Consider the following 22,903-nt stretch of genomic DNA (forward strand, 5'->3'; position numbering starts at 1 on the left):
GCCTGCATCAGGGGGAAACTTGCGGGCCATGCCTTCGCCGTATTTCCCCGATAAAGCGCGCTGGGGGAGGGAGAGCTACATCCCTCAAAAAACTCTGTCGGGAGGATGCCGGGACAGCGTGACCGCCCCGGCTGTCCCTTCGACTGGAAGTCCCCCGGCGACATGGCGAACCGGCCATGTCATCTTGCCTGCATCAGAGAGAAACTTGCGGGTCATGCCTTCGCCGTATTTCCCCGATAAAGCGCGCTGGGGGAGGGAGAGCTGCATCCCTCAAAAAACTCTACCGGGGAGGATGCCGGGACAGCGTGTCCACCTCGGCTGTCCCTTCGACTGGAAGTCCCCCGGCGGTATGGCGAAACAGTCATGTCATCTTGCCTGCATCAGGGGGAAACTTGCGGGTCATGCCTTCGCCGTATTTCCCTGATAAAGCGCGCTGGGGGAGGGGTGGGGGGTACGGGGGCGGGGAACCCCCTCCCGCGCGAGGCGAGGGGGTTCCCCGCCCCCCGTAAGGAAAACCTCACCATCAGCCGCCAGCTGCCAGCCGCCTACCGTTTGCCGGGGGGGAGAGTGGTCAGGCTGCGCAGGCGATCAGCGAAGGTGGTTTTGCGGTAGAGATTGCGCAGTTCGGCGCCGGGGGTGATGGAGGTCACCACGGCGCGGCCGATGACAAAGCGGTCGTTGTCATCATCGCCGTTGACGACGCGCACGCCCCAGACGTTATGGAAGATGGCGGGGCGTCCTTTCCATTCGCCCACATAGAGCATGATATGGCCGCGCATCCAGAGCAGGCTCAGGAAAGGCACGCCCTGTTGCAGGATGACTTTTTCCTTGTCCGCCGTGCTGAGACCTTCCAGCGGCTGGACGAGGCCGGAACGGCCCTGCCCGGTGGAGTTGCGGCCCAGCCAGATGCCGAAGGGGGTGAAGAGTTCGCGCGTGAGGGCCGAGCAGTCCCGGTCACCGAACATGCCGCCCCAGCCGTAGCGCTGCCCCATCATGACGTTACCGATCTGGGCCACGGCGTCGGGGGTGAGGGGCAGGGGTTTGCGCACGGCGTCGGCAATGGGCACGGGGGCGGTGACGGTGGCGGCGTAGCGGCCCTTTTTGACCGGCACGAGCAGATTGATCATGCCCGGCTGTCCTGTCGGCGTATCGGCCAGCGGCAGGACGGTGCCGATGTTGACCTGTCCGCACTGGCTGCCGGGCAGCATGACCTTGTCCCGCACGATGGCGGCATAGCTGCCGGTCTGATAGCGGCGGATAAAGTCGTCATCCACCAGCGCCACGTCCGAGGCGTCCACCCAGCCGGCGGCCACCGGGCACTCGATGAAATACCACTGGCCGTCACGGCTCGTGTGGGTGATGAAGAGCGGCGTGCCCACGGGCAGCAGGGAATACTGGAAATAGTCGAAGGGATTGGCACGCTGATCCGGGGTGGGTTCGCTGAAGCGCGGCGCGTGGGTAGGCATCTCGCGCAGGTCGGTATTGCGGATGGTGATGGCCTGCGCTTTGGTATTGGGATAGGTGCTCATGCGGGCATTGCGGGCGATGCCGTCCCATTCGGCCTGCGTCCAGCGGACATCGTCATGCTTGTAGCCGCGGGCCTTGCGGAAGATGGCCGAGGCGCTGCGGCGTTTGACCGTAGCTTTTTTCATCTGCCAGGGGCCGAAGAAGATGCGGTTGAAACGGGCGTCCTGTTCGGCCTGTTCCGCGGCGGAGAGCAGGGGCGTGCTGCCGCCAGCCTGACGGGCGAAGGGCATCAGGTCCTGCGGGATGGCGCGCAGATCGCGGATGGTGCCCATCCATTGCGGGCTTTCGCCTTCGCGCGTGGGTACGGGTTTGGCGGCGCAGGCCGCAAGCTGGCCCAGGATGAGCAGCATGGCGAGCGTAAGACAGCAGCGCGCGCCGGATCGGAAGCAGGGGGGGAGGGGCTTCATGGTGTCTCCTTGGACATAGGGCATTTCCCGTCAAACAAGAAACGAATAGTGTTAGCAGGCCCTAACGGATGCGGATACGACTCTTGCGGACGAAATCCGCCGGAAGATAGGTCATCTTGGCCTGCCGCAGACCTTCCTCGTCGAGGTCCTGCGCCCGATTGAGGTAACGGAAACCCTCGCCCGCGTGGCGTGAAAAAAGGCAGTTGATGGTCTGGTAGACGCCGCGGTAGCCGTTGAGGCCCTTTTCAAAGTGGACGCCGAGGGTCGTGTCGTCCAGCTTTTCCCCTACGCTGAAGGCCACCATGCGTCCGTCCACATAGAGCGAACCGCCCTGCAGGCCGTCAAAGTGGTCCCAGTGGGAAAGCACCCGGTTGATGGCTTCGTTCTCGGCGCGCAGGGAGGGGGAGCTTTCGCATTCGTGCCACTGGCACCAGTCGTCCTGCAGGCCGAGCACATCCTCCACCATTTCGTCGTTCAGCGGCCGGTAGTCCGGCTCGCCGTAGGCCTTGATGAAGCTGTTCACATGATTTTTCTTCTTGTGATAGCGGTTGCCGGGCAGGGTCGCCAGCGCGTCGCGGTCGTAGAGGTATTCCCACTGGCCGCGATCCTCGATGACGTCCAGCTGTTCGGGCAGGCATTCCTTCCAGCGAGCGGCCAGCATGTCCGGCACGCGGATGATGGGGGCATCCGTCAGACCGGGCAGCAGGGCGGCCCAGTCCGCAGCGGCCCAGTCGCCCACGGGCGCCCAGTACTGCAGGGCGGGACGCGTCTGGCGGATCCAGCACAGATCATGGGCAAAACACCATTCAAGACCGTAGTGTTCCTGCCAGCCCCAGAGGTTGGCAAGGCTGTAGTCCAGAGAACGACAGGGCGTCAGACGCCACAGAGCGGCATAGTCCGCCCGCAGGTCAAGGCGTATGGGGTGATAGGCTGCATCCTTCATGAAGATCATCCTTTTGTTTCAGCGGAAGCGGCGGGGCGGTTCTCCCCCGCATGGAATTTGTGCGCGTGCATGGCAAAGCGGGTCCAGTTGCGATGCAGGACCACATGGAGCATACAGACGGCCTGTACGATCTGCGAGACCAGCATGGCGGCAAAGATGCCGGAAGCCGTGCCCCAGAGCTGATGTCCCAGCAGCCAGCCCAGCGGCAGGCGGACGATCCAGAGGCCGCCGCCGAAGATCATGAGGTTGTAGCGGGTGGCCCCGGCGCCGTTCATGACGCCGCCCATGACCGTGCTGGCGATGGAGAAGGGCGTGGAAAGCAGGTTGAACTCCAGATAAGAGACGATCTGCGCCTGTGTGGCCGCATCCTGCGTCATGAGGGCCGCAATGTCCTGCCGGAAGGGCCAGAGGCAGAGGGCTACAAGGCTCATGGCCACGGCCGCGATGGCCGTGAGGTTGCAGGCGATGCGTTTGGCCCGCTGCGGATCGCCCGCGCCGAGGCAGTTGCCCACCAGCACCCCTGCGGTCATGTTGAAGGCCATGCCCGGCATGAAGAGGATGGCCTCCACCCGCAGCCCGGCCGTGAGACCGGCAAGGGCGGCGATGCTCTCCACGGGCACCGAGGCCACCAGCACGAAAAGCATGAGGTAGCCGGACTGCCAGACGATCTGCGCGGCCCCGGCGGGCAGGGCCACCCGCAGCAGGTAGGGCAGGCCCACCCGCAGCCAGCGGCGATCCGGCACGGCGTGGCGGTGCAGATAGTTGGAGCGGCGCAACAGCAGGCAGTTGCAGAGCGCGCCCGCCAGCTGGGCGGCGAAGTTCGTCCAGAGGATGCCGTGCGCCCCGTATGCGGGCAGACCGAACCAGCCCAGACCGAAACCCAGACTGCCCGCCAGCGTCAGCGCGCAGAGCAGGGCCGCAACCTGAAGGGGCGGGATGACCTGCCGCGTGGCGCGAAACATGACGCCCGTGGCCGCATAGACGTACTGGGCGGGCAGGGTGAGCATGACCACATCCCAGAAGTCCCGGGCCAGCGGCAGGATGCGCTCCGGCACCCGCAGCAGGAGCAGGATGGGGTCGGCCAGCAGCCAGCCCGCCGCGGCCATGATGAAGCCGAGGCCGAAGCTGCCCAACACGGTGATGCTGACGTAGCGCTGCGCCCTGTCCAGCCGCTGCGCGCCCAGGGACTGGCTGACGGCGGCCAGCGCTCCGCTGCTCATGGCCATGACGATGACCATGAGCAGGAGGGTACATTGCGTCACCATGCCCAGGGCCGCCTGCACGTCGGCACTGATCTGCCCGGCGACCCAGACCGTGATGAGGCCCATGATGAACACCAGATACATCATGAGCATCTGCGGCCAGGCCAGCCGCCAGATGGCGCGGGGGGAGGTGCTGAGGTCGGGACGTGACATGGCGATCGACGGGGTTGACGTTCAGAGCGGGGAAGATGCGTCCCGCGGCGGGCAGGGCGTTTCCGGCCGCTTCAAAGATAGGCACGCTTCGACAAAGGGGAAGGGCTTTTTTTCTTCCCCGGGGTCGTGGACGGCGCGAGCCGCCGCTTTGAAAAAGCGTCCTGCGGAAAGAGGGAAGACGGGGGCAAGGCGTGGCCCCTCTCCACGACATCTTTCCGATAACGCCTTTTCCGTTTCCGTTTGAAACGCTTCACGTTTCGCACCAGACGGCTTGTCGCTTTGTGAAAAAAACTATTTTTTCCACTCACTTTGGGTCGGGCAGCGTTGTGCCGCCGCCTTGCGTGTTGCCTTTTTTCAAAGACAACACGTTGTAAAAGCGCGCTGGGGGAAGGGGGGGGCCTGGGGGGAGGGGAACCCCCTCCCGCGCGAGGCGCGACCCGACGGGCGGCCCGCAGGGCCGTGTCCGTTAGGCGACAAAGGAGCCTTACGGACATCGACAGCAGAGCGAGGGGGTTCCCCTCCCCCCAGACAAACAGCGAATGGTATCAGCACCTAGTCCACAGCGTAGCAGCGGGCGAGGTCCTCCGGCGTTTCGCGGCGGCGGATGAGGCGGGCCTTGCCTTCGGCGTCGATGAGCACTTCGGCGCAGCGGCAGCGCTGGGTATAGGAGGAGGACATGGAGAATCCGTAGGCCCCGGCGTCCAGGATGCCGAGGATATCCCCCTCGTGCAGGGCGGGCAGGAGGCGCTTCTTGGCGAGGATGTCCCCGCTTTCGCAGATGTTGCCCACGATGGTCTGTTCCTTTTCGGCGCGATCCGCCGTGCCCGCCGGACCGGCGTAGATCTCCAGATCGTGGAAGGAGTCGTACATGGCCGGGCGGGCCAGCACGTTGAAGCCCACGTCCGTGCCCACATAGCAGGTGTCGCCGTTGTATTTCACGTTGTTGACGCCGGTGAGGATCATGCCGCATTCGGCGGCCACATAGCGTCCCGGCTCCACGAGGAAGCGTCCGGCATAGCCCGTTTTGGCGCTCCAGTCGCTGATGAGGGCGTGGAGTTTTTCGGCCAGATCGGCCATGTCCAGACGGGGCTGCCCCTCATATTTATGGTAGGGGATGCCGAAGCCGCCGCCGAAGTCGATGATCTCCAGGCCGCGCAGCACATCGGCGGGCAGGCGTTCGGCCAGCTCCAGCAGGACGGAGGCCGCCGCGATGTAGCCGTCGGCTTCCATGAAGAGGGAACCGATGTGGTGATTGATGCCCGCCAGACGCATGTCGTGGCGCTTGAGGATGGCCAGTACTTCGTCCAGCAGATCGGGGGTGACGCCGAACTTGGTCTCCTTGCCCGCCGTGACCACTTTCTGATGGTGGCCCGCGCCGATGCCGGGGTTGAAGCGCACCATGACCCGTCCGCCGCGATTGAGGCGACCGAGGGTCTCCAGCTGGGAGAGGGAATCCACGCTGACGAGCACGCCCTGCTCCAGCGCTTGGCGCATCTCGTCAGGGGAGATGTTGTTGGCGATGTAGAGGATCTGATCCGGCGTGAAGCCCGCCAGTTTGTCGAGATAGAGCTCGCCGGGGCTCATGGCGTCCACCACGAGGCCTTCCTCGCGGATGATGCGCAGCAGCACGGGGTTGGCATTGGCCTTGACCGAATAGTTGACGCCGAAACCGGCGTGGGCGGACAGGGCCATCAGTTCGCGGCAGCGGCGGCGCAGCACGTTTTCGTTGTAGACATAGAGGGGGGAGCCCCATTTTTCCAGCAGCTGGGCAGGCGTGTTGGCACCGAAGAAGGAAAGTTCGTCGCTGTAACGGGAACGGATGTCGGACATGGCATACCTCGATGACGGCTGCGGACGCGAGCGGCGTCCTGAATTTCAAAAGCAAAAAAATATGCGTCCGCCGGGGGCGCCTTGTCAAGCAAGAATGGCTCGCAATAAGTCGCGGGGCGGCGAACGGCGCGGGCGGCATGATGATTGACAGGCAGGGGCAATCATGCTTTGCTGACCGGTCAGGGGAAAGGTTGAGCACAGGTGGCGAGCCGTGGCGACCGACCCCGTTTTTCCGCAACCTACAAGGCATCGGGAGAAGGATTTTCTATGCCCATCACAAATGGCGATACCGTGCGCGTCCACTATACGGGCACGCTGGCCGACGGAACGGTCTTTGACTCCTCGCGCGAACGCGAGCCCCTTGAATTCGTGCTGGGCGGGGGCATGATCATCCCCGGTTTCGAGCAGGCCGTACAGGGGCGCGAAGTTGGGGATGCCGTTACGGTCACCATCGCTCCGGCCGACGCGTACGGCGAGGCGGACCCGGACCTCGTGTTCACCGTGGAGCGCGCCCAGATGCCGGAAAACATCCCGCTGAAGGTGGGCACGCCCCTCCAGCTTTCCAGCGAGCAGGGCCAGATGGATGTGGTCATCAGCGAGGTGACGGAGACGGAAGTCACCCTGGACGCCAACCATCCGCTGGCGGGCAAGGAACTGACCTTTGAGATAGAGATCGTCGGCGTGGCCTAGACCTGTTAACGCAAAATCAAAGAGCGCTTCAAATAGACAACGCATATAATCTGCGCATGAGCCGCATGTCTTTTGATGCTCATCAGCCGCATGTCCCGCAGCTTCCCCTGGTAAAAGCGCGCTGGGGAAGGAATGGGGGCTTGGGGGGGAAGGGAAACCCCTCCCGAGCCGGCGGAGGGGTTTCCCTTCCCCCCAAAAAAATAAGCTGTGCATAGTGTCAACAGACCCTGACCGCTCCCGCGCACAGGCCCCGACAGGGAGAATATATGAGCAACTCCGCACGACAGAACGCCATCCAGGCCATCACGTCCTACAAGGATGAGGCCAATATCGACTACGCCAAAAACCGCCCCGTGGACTTTTACGGCTGCAACGTCTTTGACGACAAGGCCATGCGCGCCCGTCTGCCCAAGGACGTGTACAAGTCCCTGCACAAGGCCATCACCCTCGGTGAGCGCATGGACCCCTCCATCGCCGACACCGTGGCCGCGGTCATGAAGGACTGGGCCATCGAGAAGGGCGCCACGCACTTCGCCCACATCTTCTATCCCCTTACCGGCCAGACGGCGGAAAAGCACGACAGCTTCCTCATGCCTGACGGCTACGGCGGCGTCATTGCCGAATTTTCCGGCAATATGCTCATTCGCGGCGAGCCGGACGCCTCTTCCTTCCCGTCCGGCGGCCTGCGCTCCACCTTCGAGGCGCGCGGCTATACCGCCTGGGACGTGACGAGCCCCGCCTACATCATGGAGAACCCCAACGGGACCTTCCTCTGCATCCCGACCATGTTCCTCTCGTGGACGGGGGTGGCGCTGGACAAGAAGACCCCGCTGCTGCGCTCCGGTCAGGCGCTCAACCGCGCGGCCCGGCGCGTGCTCAAGATCTTCGGCATCGAGCCGGAACTGCCCATCGTCTCCTTTGCCGGGCTGGAGCAGGAATATTTCTGCATCGACCACAATTACAACTTTGCCCGTCCCGACCTGCAGGTGGCGGGGCGTTCGCTCTTCGGCGCGCGCCCGGCCAAGGGGCAGGAGTTCAGCGACCAGTATTTCGGCGTCATCCCGCAGCGCGTGCTCTCCTATATGATGGAAGTGGAGTACGAGCTCTACAAGCTCGGCGTGCCCGTGCGCACCCGGCACAACGAGGCCGCGCCCAGCCAGTACGAGATCGCCCCGCTCTATGAGGTCAGCAATCTGGCGGTGGACCACAACCACATCATCATGTCCACCCTGCGCAACGTGGCCAAACGCTACGGCCTCAAGTGCCTGCTGCATGAAAAGCCTTTCCACGGGGTCAACGGGTCGGGCAAGCATGTGAACTACTCCATCGGCAACCGCGAGCTGGGCAGTCTTTTCGATCCCGGCGCGACCCCGCACGCCAATGCCAAGTTCCTTGTGTTCTGCTCGGCCATGATCCGCGCCGTCCACAAGTACGGCGGCCTGCTGCGGGCCACGGTGGCCAGCGCCAGCAACGACCATCGCCTCGGCGCGCACGAGGCCCCGCCGGCCATCATGTCCATCTTCCTGGGCGATCAGCTGACGGAAGTCTTTGAGGCCTTCCGCGCCGGACGGGTGGAGAACGCCGCCAACGGCAAGCCCGCCCGCATGATGAACGTGGGCGTGGATACCCTGCCGCCCCTGCCGACCGATCCCGGTGACCGCAACCGCACGAGCCCGGTGGCCTTCACGGGCAACCGCTTCGAGTTCCGCGCGCTGGGTTCCAGCCAGTCCGCCGCCGGTTCCATCACGGCCCTCAACGCCATGATGAGCGACTCCCTCAATGACGCGGCCGATTATCTGGAAAAGGAGATCAGCGGCGGCAAGGACCTCAACGCCGCCATCCAGGCCTATGTGGAGCACGTCATCGAGGAGCACAGCGCCATCATCTTCAACGGCGACGGCTACTCGGAGATCTGGCACAAGGAGGCCGTGCGGCGCGGCCTGCCCAATCTGCGCAACACGCCCGAAGCCCTGCCGGAACTCATCCGGCCGGAAGTGGTGGCCCTCTACGAGAGCAACGGTATCCTGAACCGCGCCGAGCTCAAGGCCCGGCACGACATCTATCTGGAACAGTATTGCAAGACCCTGCGGACCGAGGCCACCCTCGTCATCCGCATGGCCCGCACCATCATCTTCCCGGCGGGTATGCGCTATCAGGGCGAACTGGCCGAGACGGCCGCCCGCATGAAGGCCGTGGGCATGGACATCCGCGTGGACATGCTGCGCGACGTGACCGAACAGCTCCGGGGTATGCAGGATGCCGTGGTGCGGCTGGAGACCGCGCTGGGCGGCGTGGACGGGCAGAGCGATCTGCTGACCCGCGCCCGTCTCTACTGTGAGGAAGTGCTGCCCCTCATGGACGAGGTGCGCCGCTATGCCGACCTGCTGGAGACCCGCGTGGCCGACGACCTCTGGGATCTGCCCAGCTATCAGGAGATCCTTTTCGGCAAGTAGGCGAGGGCGGCGAGAGCCGCCGCACGCCGTCGGGGAGGGCGCGTCCCGTCCTCCCGCATATGATGACGGGCCGATGCCGCGAAGGTATCGGCCCGTTTTGTCACAGGCAAAGGATCTCCCCGTCCACCGGGATCAGGAGGCGTTGCCCCAGCTCCTCGGCTTCGGCAAAGGCTCGCAGGTCCGCACGGTTGAGGCGGGCATGATTGACCGCGTCCATGTGGGTGGCGATGAGCGTGGCCTCTGGGGCGGCCAGCGCCACTTCCCGCACGCCGTCAACGCCCATGAGGATGGGCGTACCGTCGTACATCTGGGCATTGGCCGCATTGAGCGCGATGACCTGCGGTCTGTGGGCCTCGATGGCCCGCTGTACGCCGTCGAACCAGAGCGTATCGCCAGCGGCATAAAAGACTTTCTCGCCCGGCGCGTGCAGGACGAAACCACAAGCCTCGGCGGGCAGAGCAAATTTTCGGTAATAATAGGCGGCGGTCACGCCGTCACCATGCAGGGCCTCCGTCCTGTACAGCTCGACGGCTCCGAAGCGGACGCCTTCCGCGGCAAGCGGCGTGACGTTGCAAAAGCCCAGCGCCCGCATGTCTCCGGCCTCCTTCTCGGACTGCACGAAGACAGGCATCGCCTTGGGCAGGGCCTGCGCCGCGTGGGCGTCGAAATGATCGAAATGGTGCATGTGCGTGACGATGACCGCATCCACGGCAATGATGGCTTCCACGGGGAGCGGCAGCTCCACCAGCGGATTGGCCAGAGCGTTGTAGGGAGAAGGGACGGGCGGACAGGAGCCGCGCGGGGCGAAAAAGGGATCGACAAGAAAGCGTTGCCCGCCGTAGGTAACGATGCTCGTTGCACCGCGAATCTGCTGAAACTGCATGACGTACCTCTGCTGAAGGGATGTTGCGGCATCCGCGCATGTACCGGATGAAAGGGGCTGTCGTCAGCCCGCAAGGTGGGGGTGGCGGATGCCGTTTCTTCCATGATAGCATGGGCGGAGCAGGGGACAAGAACGCACTTTTTCCATAGCAAGTACCCCGGAGGATACCACGGTGCAAAAACCGGCAGCTCTCTCTGAAGGACAAGGACGGACAGCGGTCCCGGCGCTGGAAACGCATTGTCCCGTAGCGGCCACGCTCCAGCTCATCGGCGGCAAGTACAAGGGATTGATTCTCTGGAGCCTCATGGACGGCGAGCTCCGTTTTTCCGGGCTGCGGCGGGCGGTCCCCTGCGCCACGCCCAAGATGCTCACCCAGCAACTGCGCGAACTGGAGGCCGACGGCCTGATCTGCCGTACGGTCTACCCCGTTGTGCCCCCCAAGGTGGAATACGCCCTTACCGATTTCGGCAGGAGCCTTCGCCCCGTGCTGGAAGCCATGCAGTCCTGGGGGAGCGCCTATCTGACGCGGCAACGCCCGCGCGGATAATGCGCACGTTGTCCAGGATCTCCCCCGGCGGGGTGTTCCGTCCACCATCCGTATGCCGGACAATCACTGCTCGACGGCAAAAAAACGCCGTGTCGCCTCCGGCTCATGCTTGACAATGCCGGACGGTCAGCCTATCCTTCCCAAAAATTACAACAACAGGTAAAAATTATGTCCCTTTCCTTCCGCACTCAGTTCAGCTTTGCCGCGTGGTGGTGGCGTTCTGACGTATGCAGGGGGGACGTGCGGGCCTTGCCCGCCGCATAGCGTTATCTGTTTTGCCATTGGCCGATACCAGACGCCGTCCCCCGGACGGCGTCTTTTTTTGTTTCATGGCCCGGCCGTTTCTCCGAAGGAGACCCGCCGCGCCGAATCCCGGAATCGAGAGGACAGAACATGCACGAACCCATCAGCACTCCATGCGCGGAAAAAGCAGCGGAACCGGCGGCGCAGCCGTCATGCCTCCTGCGGCAGCAGGCGCGCTGGCTCCCGGCGGATATGGACACGCCCATCAGCCTTTTTCTGGGCATGGCGGGCAAGGGAGACGGCATCCTGCTGGAAAGCGCCGAGGTGGACGGTCGCTGGGGGCGCTACAGCGTGCTGGCCTGCGACATGGCCCTTGTGCTGACCTGCCGGGAGGGCCGTCTGTCCGTGGACATCCGGGACGAGCGCCTTGCCCCGCTGGCCGCCCATGACGGACAAGCCTGGGTGGAAGGGCTGCGTGCCCTCATGCGTCAACTGCGGATAACGGCCCCGGAGGGCATGGATGTGCCGCCCATCACGCGGGCGCTGTACGGCTGGCTGGGCTTCGGCATGGCCCGGCTGTTCCATCCCACGCTGGCCGGAGTCATGCCGGAAGCCGAGGCCGAGGCCGTGCTGGCGCTGCCGGGCACGGTGCTGCTCTTCGACCATCTTTACAACCGTCTTTGCCAGATCAGCCTTGGCGAGCATCGGGAGGTCCAGAGCGGCAGACAGGTGGCCGAAACGGCGTTGCCGGATGTGGGCGAAGTGACCGCCAGTCCGGATGAAGCGGGCTACAAGGCCGTGGTGGAGCGTATCCGCGCCATGCTGCACGCGGGCGAGGCCATACAGGTGGTGCCGTCGGTGCGCTTCTCCACGCCGTTTGCCGGGGACGCCTTCACGCTCTACCGGCGTATGCGCCGTTACAACGCCTCGCCTTACATGTTCTATATGAAGATCGGGGAAATGACGCTTTTCGGTTCCTCTCCGGAAGTCATGGTGCGTTGCACGCGCGGCAAGTTGCAGCTCTCGCCCATTGCCGGGACGCGGCGGCGCGGCCGCGACGATGCGGAAGATGCTCGGCTGGCGCGGGAACTGCGGGACGATCCCAAGGAGCGCGCCGAACACGTCATGCTGGTGGACCTGGGCCGCAACGATCTGGGGCGCGTGGCCCGACCCGGCAGCGTCACCCTGGAGCGCTGCATGGAGGTGGAACGCTTCTCCCACGTCATGCACCTGACCAGCCGTGTCACGGCCCAGCTGGACGAGGGCAAGGACGCGCTGGACGTGCTGGCGGCCACCTTCCCGGCGGGCACGGTGAGCGGCGCGCCCAAGGTGCGGGCCATGCAGATCATCCGGGAGATGGAAGGCCGGGGCCGCGGCCCCTACGCGGGCTGCGTCGGCTGGCTGGGGCTGGACAAGGACGCCGTGCATCTGGATACCGGCATCACCATCCGCAGCATGTGGCTCAGAGATGGAGAATTGTGCTGGCAGGCCGGGGGCGGCATCGTCCACGATTCGGACCCGGAACTGGAATGGAAAGAAGTCTGCAACAAGTCGGCCATCATGCGCCTTGCCCTGCGCAACGAGGAAGAATGCCATGTTTCTGCTCATAGATAATTACGATTCCTTCACCTACAATCTGGTACAGGCCTTTTACGCGCTGGGGCAGGAGCCGCTGGTGCTGACCAATGACGACCCGCGCATCCTCGATCTGGCCCGCGACCCCGACCTGCGGCAGGTCTGCATCTCGCCCGGCCCGGGACGGCCGGAAAATGCCGGGCTCTGTCCGCGATTCCTGGAGCTGCTGCCTCCCCACATCCCGGTGCTCGGCGTCTGCCTCGGGCATCAGCTGCTCGGTCTGCACGCCGGGGCGCGGGTGGAGGTCGGTCCCTGCATCATGCACGGCAAACAGTCCGAGATCGTGCACGACGGCAGTGGGCTCTTTGACGGTCTGCCCAATCCCCTGCGGGTGGCGCGTTACCATTCGCTGGTGGTGCGGGACGACGGCCCCGTCTCCATCCCCTTCACTGTGACGGCCCGCGCTCCGGAAGGCGAAGTCATGGCCCTGCGCTACGATGACCGGCCGTGGGTGGGCGTGCAGTTCCATCCCGAATCCATCCTGACGCCGGAAGGGCTGCGCCTGCTGGGCAACTTCCCGCAGGCCGTCCTGCCCGCCGAGGTGAACGATTTGCATATGGATCGCATCCTCGAACGTCTGGCCCGACGCGAAGACCTCACCCCGGACATGGCGGCCGCCGCCTTTGCGGCGCTCATGGACGGCAAGCTCACCGCCGCGCAGGCCGGGGCCTTCCTGCTGGCCCTGCGCATGAAGGGGGAAAGCGCGCTGGAACTGGCCCACGCCACCCGCGCCGCGCTGGCCCGCGCCGTGCGGGTGGACGGCGTGGGGAGCGCCATAGACGTGGTGGGCACCGGCGGCGACGGTCGCCATTCGTTCAATTGCTCCACCGCCACCTCACTGGTGCTGGCCGGTATGGGGCACAAGGTGGTCAAGCACGGCAACCGGGCGGTGTCCTCCACCTGCGGCAGCGCCGATGCGGTGGAGGCGCTGGGTATGGATCTCAATACCGATGCCGCCGCCGTGGCCGACAGGGTGCGGGAACGCAATTTCGCCTTCCTCTATGCGCCGCACTTCCACCCGGCTTTCAAGAATATCGGCCCGCTGCGCAAGGAGCTGGGCGTACGTACGCTCTTAAATCTCCTCGGCCCCATGATCAATCCCGCCCGCCCCAGCCATCTGCTCATGGGCGTGGCCCGTCCCGAGTTGCTGCGTCTCGTGGCCGAGACCCTGGCCCAGTCGCCGCTGGAACGCGCGGCCGTGGTCTGCGGCGCGGGCGGCTACGACGAGTTGACGCCCATCGGCCCGGCGGACGTGCTTCTCCTGCAACAAGGAAAAATCTCGCCCCTGCCCCTTGATCCCGCTGACTTCGGCATCCCCCCCTGCACCCCGCAAGACCTTGCCGTCAGCAGCAAGGACGAGGCCGTGGCCGTGCTGCGCGACCTGCTGGCCGGAGGCGGCAGCCGCGCCATGCGCGACATGGTGACGCTCAATGTGGGGCTGGCCCTCTATCTGCTGGAAGACGCGCCCACGCTGGCCCTCTGCATGGCCCACGCCCGCGAGGCCGTGGAATCCGGTCTGGGAAGGAGGGTGCTCCATGCGGCTTGAGCGTTTCCTCTGGGCCAAGGCGGGCGAAGTGGCGGCCTTGCGCCGTCAGGAGCGGGAAGGGCGCTTGCCCGTGCCTTTCTCCGGACCGCGCGGCGACTTTCTCGCGGCCCTGCGCCGTCCCTCCGGTCAGGCTCCGCTGTCCGTCATCGCTGAATACAAGCGGGCCTCCCCGTCCCGCGGCGTCATCTGTCGCGATCTGACGGCCGCCGAGGTCGCCCGGCAGTACGCGCAGGCCGGGGCCGGAGCCATCTCCGTCCTCACGGAAGAGCGCTTCTTCCAGGGACGGCTGGACTATCTTGCCGAAGCCCGCGCCGCCCTGCACGCCGACGGTTGCTCGGTGCCCCTGCTGCGCAAGGACTTCCTCTTCGATCCGCTCCAGATAACGGCCACGGCCGCCACTCCGGCGGCGGCCCTGCTGCTCATCGTGGGGCTGACGCCTGACGCGGCCCTGCTGCGTCAACTGCGCGAGCAGGCCGAGGCCCACGGCATACAGGCCGTAGTCGAAGTATTCGATGCGGACGAGTTGGCCCTGGCCCGCGCAAGCGGCGCCCGCATCATCCAGGTCAATGCCCGCGATCTGGCGACCCTGCGCGTGGACCGCGCCGCCTGTCTCGACATCGCCCGACGCTTCCCCCCGCAAAACGGCGAATGCTGGATAGCCGCCAGCGGCATGGAAAACCCGGAACAGCTCCGAGCCGCCGCCGAGGCCGGTTATGACGCCGCCCTTGTGGGCACCGCCCTCATGAAGGACGGCCAGCCCGGTGCGGCCCTGCGCAGCCTGCTGGACGGGAGGTGATGCGGGGGATGTCTTTTGAGGGGGGAAGGGCCCCTTTGCTCACGCCCAAAGGGGCCCTTCCCCCCTCAAACTCCCCCCATCCCCCCAAACGCGCTTTACCGGGAGGATGTAAGGGCGTCGTTTCCCGCAGGTGGTCGTGTATCTGTTCCGTCTCCCGGCGGCATGGAGGAGATGATGTTGCGGGTGCGGGCCGATCTTGCTGCTGGCATACGGAAAGCGGCTTTTCGGCAAATGGGACTTTTTTCATAGCGCCGGGGGACGAGACAGTCTGGGGGCGGCTTGCGGGACACGGCGGCGGGAAGTTGACCAGAATAAAAGTTTCGGGGGGAGGGGGCGCGGGGGAGGGGGACCTTTCCAAAGGTCACCCTCCCCCGCAGATCCCCGCCTCTCCCGTCACCAAGGAGAAAAAAGACTTATGCGCATCAAGTTTTGTGGAATGCGGCGTCAGGAGGATATAGCGGCGGCGGCCGGTCTGGGGGCGGACATGGTGGGGTTCGTCTTTCATGCGGCGAGTCCGCGCGGCTGCGTGCCGGAGCAGGCGGTGGCGCTGTCTGCTCCGGGACTTGCGCGGGTGGGCGTTTTTGTGGAACAGAAAGAAGAGGAGATAGCCCGCATCATGGCTGCGGCGCGTCTGGATGTGGCCCAGCTCCACGGACGGCAGGACACGGCGGCCTGTGCACGCAGGCTGGGGGCGGAGCGTCTGTGGCGGGTCATCTGGCCGCAGCGGTATGCGGACAGGACGGCTTTGCAGAGAGAACTGGATCGGGAGGCCCCGTATTGTTCGGCCTTTCTGGTGGATGCGGGCAAGGGGGGCGGCGGCAGCGGTCGCGTGCTGGACTGGCGGTCGCTGGAGGATCTGCGCTGGCCGAGGCCGTGGTGGCTGGCCGGGGGGCTTGGGCCGGACAATGTGGCGGCGGCCCTGCGGCAGTGCGGACCGGACGGAGTGGATGTCAATTCCGGTGTGGAGGACGCGCCGGGCGTGAAAAATCGGGAAAAGATGGCGGCGGTCGTGCAGGCTGTACGTCAGGCGACGGCGGAGCCGTTGCGGGAGGAAGAATGAAAAAGGGCTATTTCGGCGAATTTGGCGGCTGCTTTGTGCCGGAGCTGCTCATGCCGCCGCTGTTGGAAGTGGAAGAGGCCATGCAGTCCATCTTGCCTACGGAGCGTTTTCAGACGGAACTGCAGGACTTGTTGCGCAATTTCGCGGGGCGTCCCACGCCGTTGACCTTCTGTCCCCGACTTTCCGAGGAACTGGGTATCGAGCTTTGGCTCAAGCGGGAGGACCTGCTGCACTCCGGGGCGCACAAGATCAACAATACGCTGGGGCAGGCGCTGCTGGCCAGGTATATGGGCAAGACGGCGCTGGTGGCCGAGACCGGGGCCGGACAGCATGGGGTGGCCACGGCCGTGGCGGCGGCCCGACTGGGGATGCGCTGCACGGTGTATATGGGGGCGGAAGATGTGGAACGGCAGGCCCCCAACGTCATGCGTATGCGTTTGCTCGGCGCTACGGTCATCCCGGTGGAAAGCGGCACGCGCACCCTCAAGGACGCCATCAATGAGGCGCTGCGGGCCTGGATCGCCCAGCAGCAGACCACGCATTACTGTTTCGGCACGGCGGCCGGGCCGCATCCCTTCCCCACTCTGGTGCGGATGTTCCAGCAGGTCATCGGGCAGGAGACGCGCGAGCAGATGCGGGAAAGGGCGGGCAAGCTGCCGGATGCCGTGGTGGCCTGCGTGGGCGGCGGCTCCAACGCCATCGGCATGTTCCATCCTTTCCTCGACGAGCCGGGCGTGAAGCTCATCGGCGTGGAGGCCGCAGGATCGGGCGAACCGGGCTGCTTCAATTCCGCGCCGCTCAGCCTTGGCGTTCCGGGCGTGCTGCACGGCAGCCTGACCATGCTGCTCCAGAATGGCGACGGGCAGATCGAACCGTCCCAGTCCATTTCCGCCGGGCTGGATTATCCCGGCGTCGGGCCGGAGCACGCCTATCTGCACAAGAGCGGCCGGGTGCGCTATGTGATGGTGCGCGATCAGCGCGCGCTGGCGGCCTTTGAACGACTCTGCCGGGCCGAGGGCATCCTGCCCGCGCTGGAATCCTCGCACGCGCTGGCCTGGGCGCTGGACCATGCCGAGGAGTTCGCGCCGGGCAGCAAGGTGGTGGTCAACCTGTCCGGGCGAGGCGACAAGGATCTGGGCATCGTGCGCAAGGCGCTTGGCTTGCAGGCCGTGGGCGAATTCTGCTGAAGGAGGGATTGGAGTCATGCATATTCTGGAAGAGAAGATCCGCGCTGCGCGCGAAGCCGGACGAACGGCCCTTATTCCTTTCGTGACCGCCGGTTTTCCTGATGAGGGCAGCTTCTGGCCCGCCGTGCGCGAACTGGATGAGGGAGGCGCGGACATCATCGAGATCGGCATACCGTTTTCCGACCCGGTGGCTGACGGTCCCGTGGTGGAGGAAGCTTCCCGCCGCGTGCTCAGTGACGGCATGAGCTTGTCCCGTCTGCTGGGGGAATTGGAGGAACGCAAGGATTTCTTCCATTGCGGCATGGTGCTCATGGGCTACTATAATCCCATCATGCAGTACGGGCTGGAAAAGTTCGCTGTGGATGCGGCCCGTGCGGGCGTCCACGGCGTCATCGTGCCGGATCTGCCCTATGAGGAGGCGGCAGAACTGCGCGCCTTGCTGGCCGCGCAGGGGATAGCCCTCATTGCGCTGGTGGGGCCCAATACGGATGAGGCGCGTATGCGCCTGTATGCCTCGGTCAGTCAGGGATACGTCTATGTGGTCTCGACGATGGGGACCACGGGCCAGCGGTCCTTGCTGGTGCCGCAGGTGGCGGCCACCATGCGGCGGGCGCGTTCGGTATTCTCCCTGCCGCTGGCGCTGGGCTTCGGTCTTTCCGAACCGGCCCAGATAGAGGACTTGCCGCCGGATGCCCGACCTGATGCGGCGGTGTTCGGCAGCGCCTTGCTGCGACATCTGGACGAGGGAGGACGCGCCGCGGACTTCATTGCTCGCTGGAAATAGCGCGTCGGATGCTGGATAAGGATACAGGGGCTGCCGTGTTGCCAAGGCAGCCCCTGCTTTTGAGAGGGGGGAGAGCGGCGGCCGCAGGCTAGCCGGGCCGCCGGGAGGTTGTTGTTAAATCTCGCTTTCGGAGATACCGCAGGCTCGCGCCACGCCCGCGCCGTAGGCCGGATCCGCCTTGGCGCAGTTGCGGATGTGACGCAGCTTGATCTCCTTGGGGGCATCGCCAAGGGCGCGGGCCGTGTTGCCGAACAGAGCTTCCTGCTGTTCGGGCGTCATGAGGCGGAAGAGGCGGCCGGGCTGCTCGAAGTAGTCGGCATCATCGCAGGGATAGTCCCAGCGGGCCGCGTCGCCGCTGATCTTCAGAGGCGGTTCCGTAAAGTCCGGCTGCTCCTTCCAGGCGCCTTCGCTGTTGGGCTCATAGCTCGTATAGCTGCCGTGGTTGCCGTCCACGCGCATCTGTCCGTCGCGGTGGAAGCTGTGGAAGGGGCAGCGCGGCCTGTTGACCGGGATCAGGTGATGGTTGACGCCGAGGCGGTAGCGCTGGGCATCCCCGTAGGAGAACAGACGGCCCTGCAGCATCTTGTCGGGCGACACGCCGATACCGGGGACGAGGTTGGCGGGATTGAAGGCGGCCTGCTCCACTTCGGCAAAGTAGTTTTCCGGGTTGCGGTTCAGTTCCAGCACGCCCACCTCGATGAGCGGATAGTCGGAGTGATACCAGACCTTGGTCAGATCAAAGGGATGGTAGGGCAGCTTTTCGGCGTCCTCTTCGGGCATGACCTGGAAATAGAGTGTCCAGCGGGGATAGTCGCCCTTTTCGATGTGTTCATAAAGGTCGCGCTGGTGACTGTCGCGGTCGCGTCCGATGAGTTCCTGCGCCTCGGCATCGGTCAGGTTCTTGATGCCCTGCTGGCTCTTGAAGTGGAACTTGACCCAGAAGCGCTTGTTTTCCGCATTGATCAGGCTGTACGTATGGCTGCCGAAACCGTGCATGTGCCGGTAGGTGGCCGGGATGCCGCGATCGCTCATGACCACGGTGATCTGGTGCAGGGCTTCGGGCAGGAGCGTCCAGAAGTCCCAGTTGTCCTTGGCGCTGTGCATGTTGGTGCGCGGATTGCGCTTCACCACATGGTTCAGATCCGGGAACTTCAGCGGGTCCCGCAGGAAGAACACGGGCGTATTGTTGCCCACCATGTCCCAGTTGCCCTGATCCGTATAGAATTTGACGGCAAAGCCGCGGATGTCACGCTCGGCGTCCGCCGCGCCGCGCTCGCCCGCCACCGTGGAGAAGCGGACAAAGACGTCCGTTTTCTTGCCGATCTCGGCAAAGAGCGAAGCGCGTGTATAGGCCGTAACGTCGTGCGTGACCGTGAACGTGCCGTAAGCTCCGGAGCCCTTGGCGTGCATACGCCGTTCCGGGATGACTTCCCGGTCGAAGTGGGCAAGCTTTTCCTGGAACCAGACATCCTGCATGAGCAGGGGCCCGCGCGGTCCGGCGGTAAGGGCATGGTTGTTGTTGGGGACGGGCGCGCCGGCGTTGGTGGTGAGAAGATCCTTGTTGTCTGCCATGATGTGCTCTCCTTGCGGGTTGATCGTTGAAGGGGAAGCGAACTAACGGCCTTTTGCGCCGTTCCTGAGGTCAACATGGCAAAGTTCTGGGAAAATGTAAATAGTAATAATTACTATTATTAATAAAATGTGCTTAACACCTCAGGATGTCAGAAAATAAATTTTCGTTTAACCGCGTTAAACTGCGACTCGGAAGGCAAAAATCGGAAAAAAGAAAGGCAGGGTGTGCCCCGGAGAGTCCTACGGGGAAAGCGCGAGGAGGACGAGTGGGAGGAAGTTCGAGAGGGAAGGAACCCCTGTCCGCACGAGGCGCGGCGTTCCCCCCTCCGAAAAGCTGCCGCTTAACCGCCGTTTCAGGCCCGCAGGCGACGCAGCACTGGGACCAGCAGAGCGATGGACAGGCCCAGGGCTATGATGGGGCAGAAAGCCCAGCGCAGACTCCCGGCCGCATGAGAAAGGAATCCAATGAGGGGCGGACACCCCAAAAAGCCCAGGAAGCTTATGCTGGACACAAGAGAGATGCCCACTCGGGCGGGCACGCGAGTGGACTTGCCAGCCAGGCTGTAGCACAGAGGCACGACAGAGGCCATGCCGTAGCCCACGAGCCCCAGGCCCAGCGTTGCGGGCACAAGGAGGGGAAAGGCTACCGCCAGGCTCAGCCCCGCCGCGATAAAGAGACCGCTCAACCGCAAGACCAGCGCGACACCGAAGCGGTTCACCAGCCCGTCAGCGGTAAGGCGGCCCAGCACCATGCAGCCCATGCAGACCACATAGCCCACGCGGACAAGAGATTCTCCGGGCTGGACGACATCCGCAAAATAGACCGAGCTCCAATCATACATGGCGCCCTCGGTCGCCATACTGCCCAGAGCAATGAAGCCCAGGACCATCAGATAAGCGTCCATGCGGAAGCCTCCGGCGACTTTGCCGGATGTCTGCCGTCCAATGATGCGCACAGCTCGAGGCAGCGTCCAGCGCCGCAAGCTGACAAGCGTGAACAGCACCAGACAAAAGACAGCGCAGAAGTGAGGGAGAGGGGTGATCCCGCGAGGCGCGATGAAGGCGCCTACCAGACCTCCCACAAGCCCGCCAAGACTCCACATACCGTGAAAAGTCGCCATGATGCTGCGGCTGTAGAGAAGCTCCACATCCACAGCCTGCGTGTTGAGCGCTATATTGAGCATGTTGTTGGCAAAGCCGAAGCAAAGCAACCCGATAAAGAGCAGGACAGGCGAGGGTGCAAGCGCGAGCAGCACAAGGCAGACGGGCATGAGCAGCAAGGCGCAGTCGATGCCTCGTCTGCTGCCGACGCGACTGAGCAGCCAGGCGGTCGGCGCGATGGCCAGCATCTCGCCCAGAGGGAGCGCCAGCAAGATGCTGCCGAGGGCGGCATCGTCCAGCGCGAGCCGAGCTTTGATGTCGGGGATGCGGATGGCCCAGGAAGCAAAGACCAGTCCCATGACAAAAAAGAAGGCCATGAGCGCGGCACGGTAATAGCGGCGAGGAGGGACAACGGAGGCAGCAGCAAGGAACGACATGGAGATATTCCGGGTAAAGGGTACAGGCGGGCAAGCCCGCAGGGCAGAAGCAATCTGCCCCGAAGCGATGCGCGTTGCAAGTGCTTGCCTATCCGTCAGAAACGAAAAAAGCAAAAGGACCTTGCCGCAGTACGGCAAGGCCCTTGAGAACGCGCATGAACCGAGTCGTTACTTTATCTGCTTGAGATAGACATTGGTAGCGTACTTCCCGTCAGCGACCTTTTTGGCTTCATCGGCCGTGATGCGTCCGATGCTGCTGAAATAGGCGGCTATGTCGGCCTGCCACTTCTGGACCTGACTGGACCCCTTGCTGTCGTCAAAGAGGTCGAGCTGCTGCTGCAAATCGAAGACAGGATGATACTGCAAGTCCTTGAGCGCCAGCGTGGCGTCATAATCCTTTCCCACAAATTCACGGTGGAAGCGCTGGTATTCGCTGACGAGCATTTCGGGCGAGGTTTCCTTGAACATCTTGACGGAACGCAGATAGACGCTCAAAAAGCGGGCCGTCACGTCAGGATGCTTTTCGGCGTAGCGCGTGTCAGCCACCAGGACGATGGGATTGCCCTTGCCGAGCATCTTCATGTCCGCAGCGGGAACAGCCCCCTTGTCCATGGCGACGAACATGTGCGGGGCCCAGAGGCCCACGCCGTCCCCGATGTTGTTCTCAAAGGCGGCAAGAGCCTGCGCCTGATCCATATTCTTGATGGCGATATCACTGTCGGTCAGGCCAAGGGTCTCCAACCAGGCGCTGAGCGCATAGTGGGCCGACGATACCGTCGTGACCAGAAAAGTCTTGCCGCGTACGGTCTCCGGGCTGCCCAGCACATTGGGATGCTCCTTGTTCCAGCCTTTGACCTTGGCTATGGGGCTGTCAGGCCGCACAAGCACCACATTGCAACGGGACTCGTCGTTGCCGAGGGCAATGATGGACGTGCCGTAGCGCAGGTTGCCCAGCATGGCCGGAACGGCGCCCATACCGGCATACACCCATTTGCCCGAAGGGAGGGCATTGAGGATATCCGCGCCGGAGCTGAAAAGCTGCATCTTGATCTTCAGTCCGGCCTCAACGTCCCAGCCTTTTTCCACAGCATACCACATGAGGAACGTTTCGTGCTCATCCAGCCAGGCAGTCGGAACTTCCACAAGTTCAGCGGCCGATGCCGTGCGGGCGCTTACGCTCAGCAGCATGAACGCAGCAAGAGCCATACAAAAAAGTTTTTTCAGCATACACGTCTCTCCAAAAGATATTGTCTGCAGCCAGGATCGGGAAGTAGCCCCGGAGTGATGCTTTTGGGCAGCGGGAACGCACCATGCATCCCGTGATGCTCCATATTTTTCAAGCATACGCTGTCCTGCCGCAGGCCGCAAGTACGAGAATGGCTGTAAAAGCGGTAAAAGAGAAGAGAAAGCCGGGCAGCAGATCCCGTACAGGCAGTAACAGTCCCTTCCAGAGCGCGGACTCATGCTAGGGCCTGTCAACACTATTCGTTGTCTGTTTGGGGGGAAGGGAAACCCCTCCGCCAGCGCCAGCGCGGGAGCGGGTTGCTCTACTGTCGATGCCCGTAAGGCTCCTTTGTCGCCTAGCAGGCACGGCCCTGCGGGCCGCCTTTCGGTCGCTCCCTTCCCCCCAAGCCCCCCATCCCTTCCCCAGCGCGCTTTTACCGGGGGAAGAGGCAAAGACACGAGGCACTCTCGTCCCAGAAGCAGGCGGTGTGATACAGTCTGTTTGACTTATCTACTGAAATTATTTTGCAAAATTTGTGTTAATAGTCCCTAGGGTCAGGACTCATTATTTCCATACGCTTCAAAAAAGAGTAGGTATGGAGACGGAGGTTACCATGTCTACT

Annotated in this window: 17 protein-coding genes; 9 read left to right on the plus strand and 8 right to left on the minus strand. The window is 64.0% G+C overall.

What is annotated here, in order from left to right; translation table 11 throughout:
* Positions 1-545: 545 nt before the first annotated feature.
* From Q0K00_RS06885 to lysA, 4 genes are all read right to left on the minus strand, one after another.
* Entirely contained in the window at positions 546-1,934 is a 1,389-nt protein-coding gene (locus Q0K00_RS06885; protein WP_297228232.1) for an NlpC/P60 family N-terminal domain-containing protein, read from the minus strand.
* Between the two features lie 61 nt (positions 1,935-1,995).
* Positions 1,996-2,877 carry a phosphatidylglycerol lysyltransferase domain-containing protein gene (locus tag Q0K00_RS06890; protein ID WP_297228233.1) on the minus strand — a complete coding sequence of 294 codons (882 nt, stop codon included), beginning with the start codon at positions 2,875-2,877 and terminating at the stop codon, positions 1,996-1,998.
* A 5-nt stretch (positions 2,878-2,882) separates the two neighbouring features.
* Positions 2,883-4,292, minus strand: a complete 1,410-nt coding sequence (locus Q0K00_RS06895) for an MATE family efflux transporter (RefSeq protein WP_297228234.1) — start codon at positions 4,290-4,292, stop codon at positions 2,883-2,885.
* A gap of 552 nt (positions 4,293-4,844) precedes the next feature.
* Positions 4,845-6,122 (minus strand): diaminopimelate decarboxylase, encoded by a 1,278-nt coding sequence (gene lysA / locus Q0K00_RS06900; RefSeq protein ID WP_297228235.1) that lies wholly within the window; start codon positions 6,120-6,122, stop codon positions 4,845-4,847.
* A gap of 267 nt (positions 6,123-6,389) precedes the next feature.
* On the opposite strand from lysA, the gene Q0K00_RS06905 reads away from it, so the two are divergent.
* Both Q0K00_RS06905 and Q0K00_RS06910 read left to right on the plus strand, forming a co-directional pair.
* Complete coding sequence (locus tag Q0K00_RS06905; RefSeq protein WP_297228236.1) at positions 6,390-6,812, plus strand: peptidylprolyl isomerase; 423 nt, start codon at positions 6,390-6,392, stop codon at positions 6,810-6,812.
* Positions 6,813-7,078: 266 nt separating this feature from the next.
* Entirely contained in the window at positions 7,079-9,265 is a 2,187-nt protein-coding gene (locus Q0K00_RS06910) for a glutamine synthetase III (protein ID WP_297228237.1), read from the plus strand.
* 100 nt (positions 9,266-9,365) lie between these two features.
* Here the strand turns inward: Q0K00_RS06910 and Q0K00_RS06915 are convergent, their stop codons facing one another.
* Complete coding sequence (locus Q0K00_RS06915; protein WP_297228238.1) at positions 9,366-10,148, minus strand: MBL fold metallo-hydrolase; 783 nt, start codon at positions 10,146-10,148, stop codon at positions 9,366-9,368.
* A 226-nt stretch (positions 10,149-10,374) separates the two neighbouring features.
* Here Q0K00_RS06915 and Q0K00_RS06920 point away from each other — a divergent pair, with 226 nt between their 5' ends.
* The 7 genes from Q0K00_RS06920 (at position 10,375) to trpA (ending at position 17,946) form a co-directional block, all read left to right on the plus strand.
* Positions 10,375-10,695, plus strand: coding sequence for a helix-turn-helix domain-containing protein (locus tag Q0K00_RS06920; protein ID WP_297228247.1), 321 nt, complete (start codon positions 10,375-10,377; stop codon positions 10,693-10,695).
* A gap of 495 nt (positions 10,696-11,190) precedes the next feature.
* Complete coding sequence (locus Q0K00_RS06925; RefSeq protein WP_297228248.1) at positions 11,191-12,552, plus strand: anthranilate synthase component I family protein; 1,362 nt, start codon at positions 11,191-11,193, stop codon at positions 12,550-12,552.
* Positions 12,533-14,119 carry an anthranilate phosphoribosyltransferase gene (gene trpD / locus Q0K00_RS06930; protein WP_297228239.1) on the plus strand — a complete coding sequence of 529 codons (1,587 nt, stop codon included), beginning with the start codon at positions 12,533-12,535 and terminating at the stop codon, positions 14,117-14,119. The genes Q0K00_RS06925 and trpD overlap by 20 nt, the downstream gene beginning before the upstream one ends.
* The gene (locus Q0K00_RS06935; RefSeq protein ID WP_297228240.1) at positions 14,109-14,915 is read left to right on the plus strand and encodes an indole-3-glycerol-phosphate synthase; all 807 of its coding nucleotides are present in this window, start codon (positions 14,109-14,111) and stop codon (positions 14,913-14,915) included. The genes trpD and Q0K00_RS06935 overlap by 11 nt, the downstream gene beginning before the upstream one ends.
* 415 nt (positions 14,916-15,330) lie before the next feature.
* Positions 15,331-15,975 (plus strand): phosphoribosylanthranilate isomerase, encoded by a 645-nt coding sequence (locus Q0K00_RS06940; protein ID WP_297228241.1) that lies wholly within the window; start codon positions 15,331-15,333, stop codon positions 15,973-15,975.
* On the plus strand, positions 15,972-17,162 hold the full coding sequence (gene trpB / locus Q0K00_RS06945) for a tryptophan synthase subunit beta (protein WP_297228242.1): 1,191 nt from the start codon (positions 15,972-15,974) through the stop codon (positions 17,160-17,162). The genes Q0K00_RS06940 and trpB overlap by 4 nt, the downstream gene beginning before the upstream one ends.
* Before the next feature lie 16 nt (positions 17,163-17,178).
* Entirely contained in the window at positions 17,179-17,946 is a 768-nt protein-coding gene (gene trpA / locus Q0K00_RS06950; protein ID WP_297228243.1) for a tryptophan synthase subunit alpha, read from the plus strand.
* 114 nt (positions 17,947-18,060) lie between these two features.
* Here the strand turns inward: trpA and Q0K00_RS06955 are convergent, their stop codons facing one another.
* From Q0K00_RS06955 to Q0K00_RS06965, 3 genes are all read right to left on the minus strand, one after another.
* Positions 18,061-19,518, minus strand: a complete 1,458-nt coding sequence (locus tag Q0K00_RS06955; RefSeq protein WP_297228244.1) for a catalase — start codon at positions 19,516-19,518, stop codon at positions 18,061-18,063.
* Positions 19,519-19,871: 353 nt separating this feature from the next.
* Entirely contained in the window at positions 19,872-21,056 is a 1,185-nt protein-coding gene (locus Q0K00_RS06960) for an MFS transporter (protein WP_297228245.1), read from the minus strand.
* A gap of 168 nt (positions 21,057-21,224) precedes the next feature.
* Positions 21,225-22,283 carry an ABC transporter substrate-binding protein gene (locus Q0K00_RS06965; protein ID WP_297228246.1) on the minus strand — a complete coding sequence of 353 codons (1,059 nt, stop codon included), beginning with the start codon at positions 22,281-22,283 and terminating at the stop codon, positions 21,225-21,227.
* Positions 22,284-22,903 lie beyond the last annotated feature (620 nt).

It is taken from the genome of uncultured Desulfovibrio sp. (assembly GCF_944327235.1).
Taxonomy (GTDB): Bacteria; Desulfobacterota; Desulfovibrionia; order Desulfovibrionales; family Desulfovibrionaceae; genus Desulfovibrio.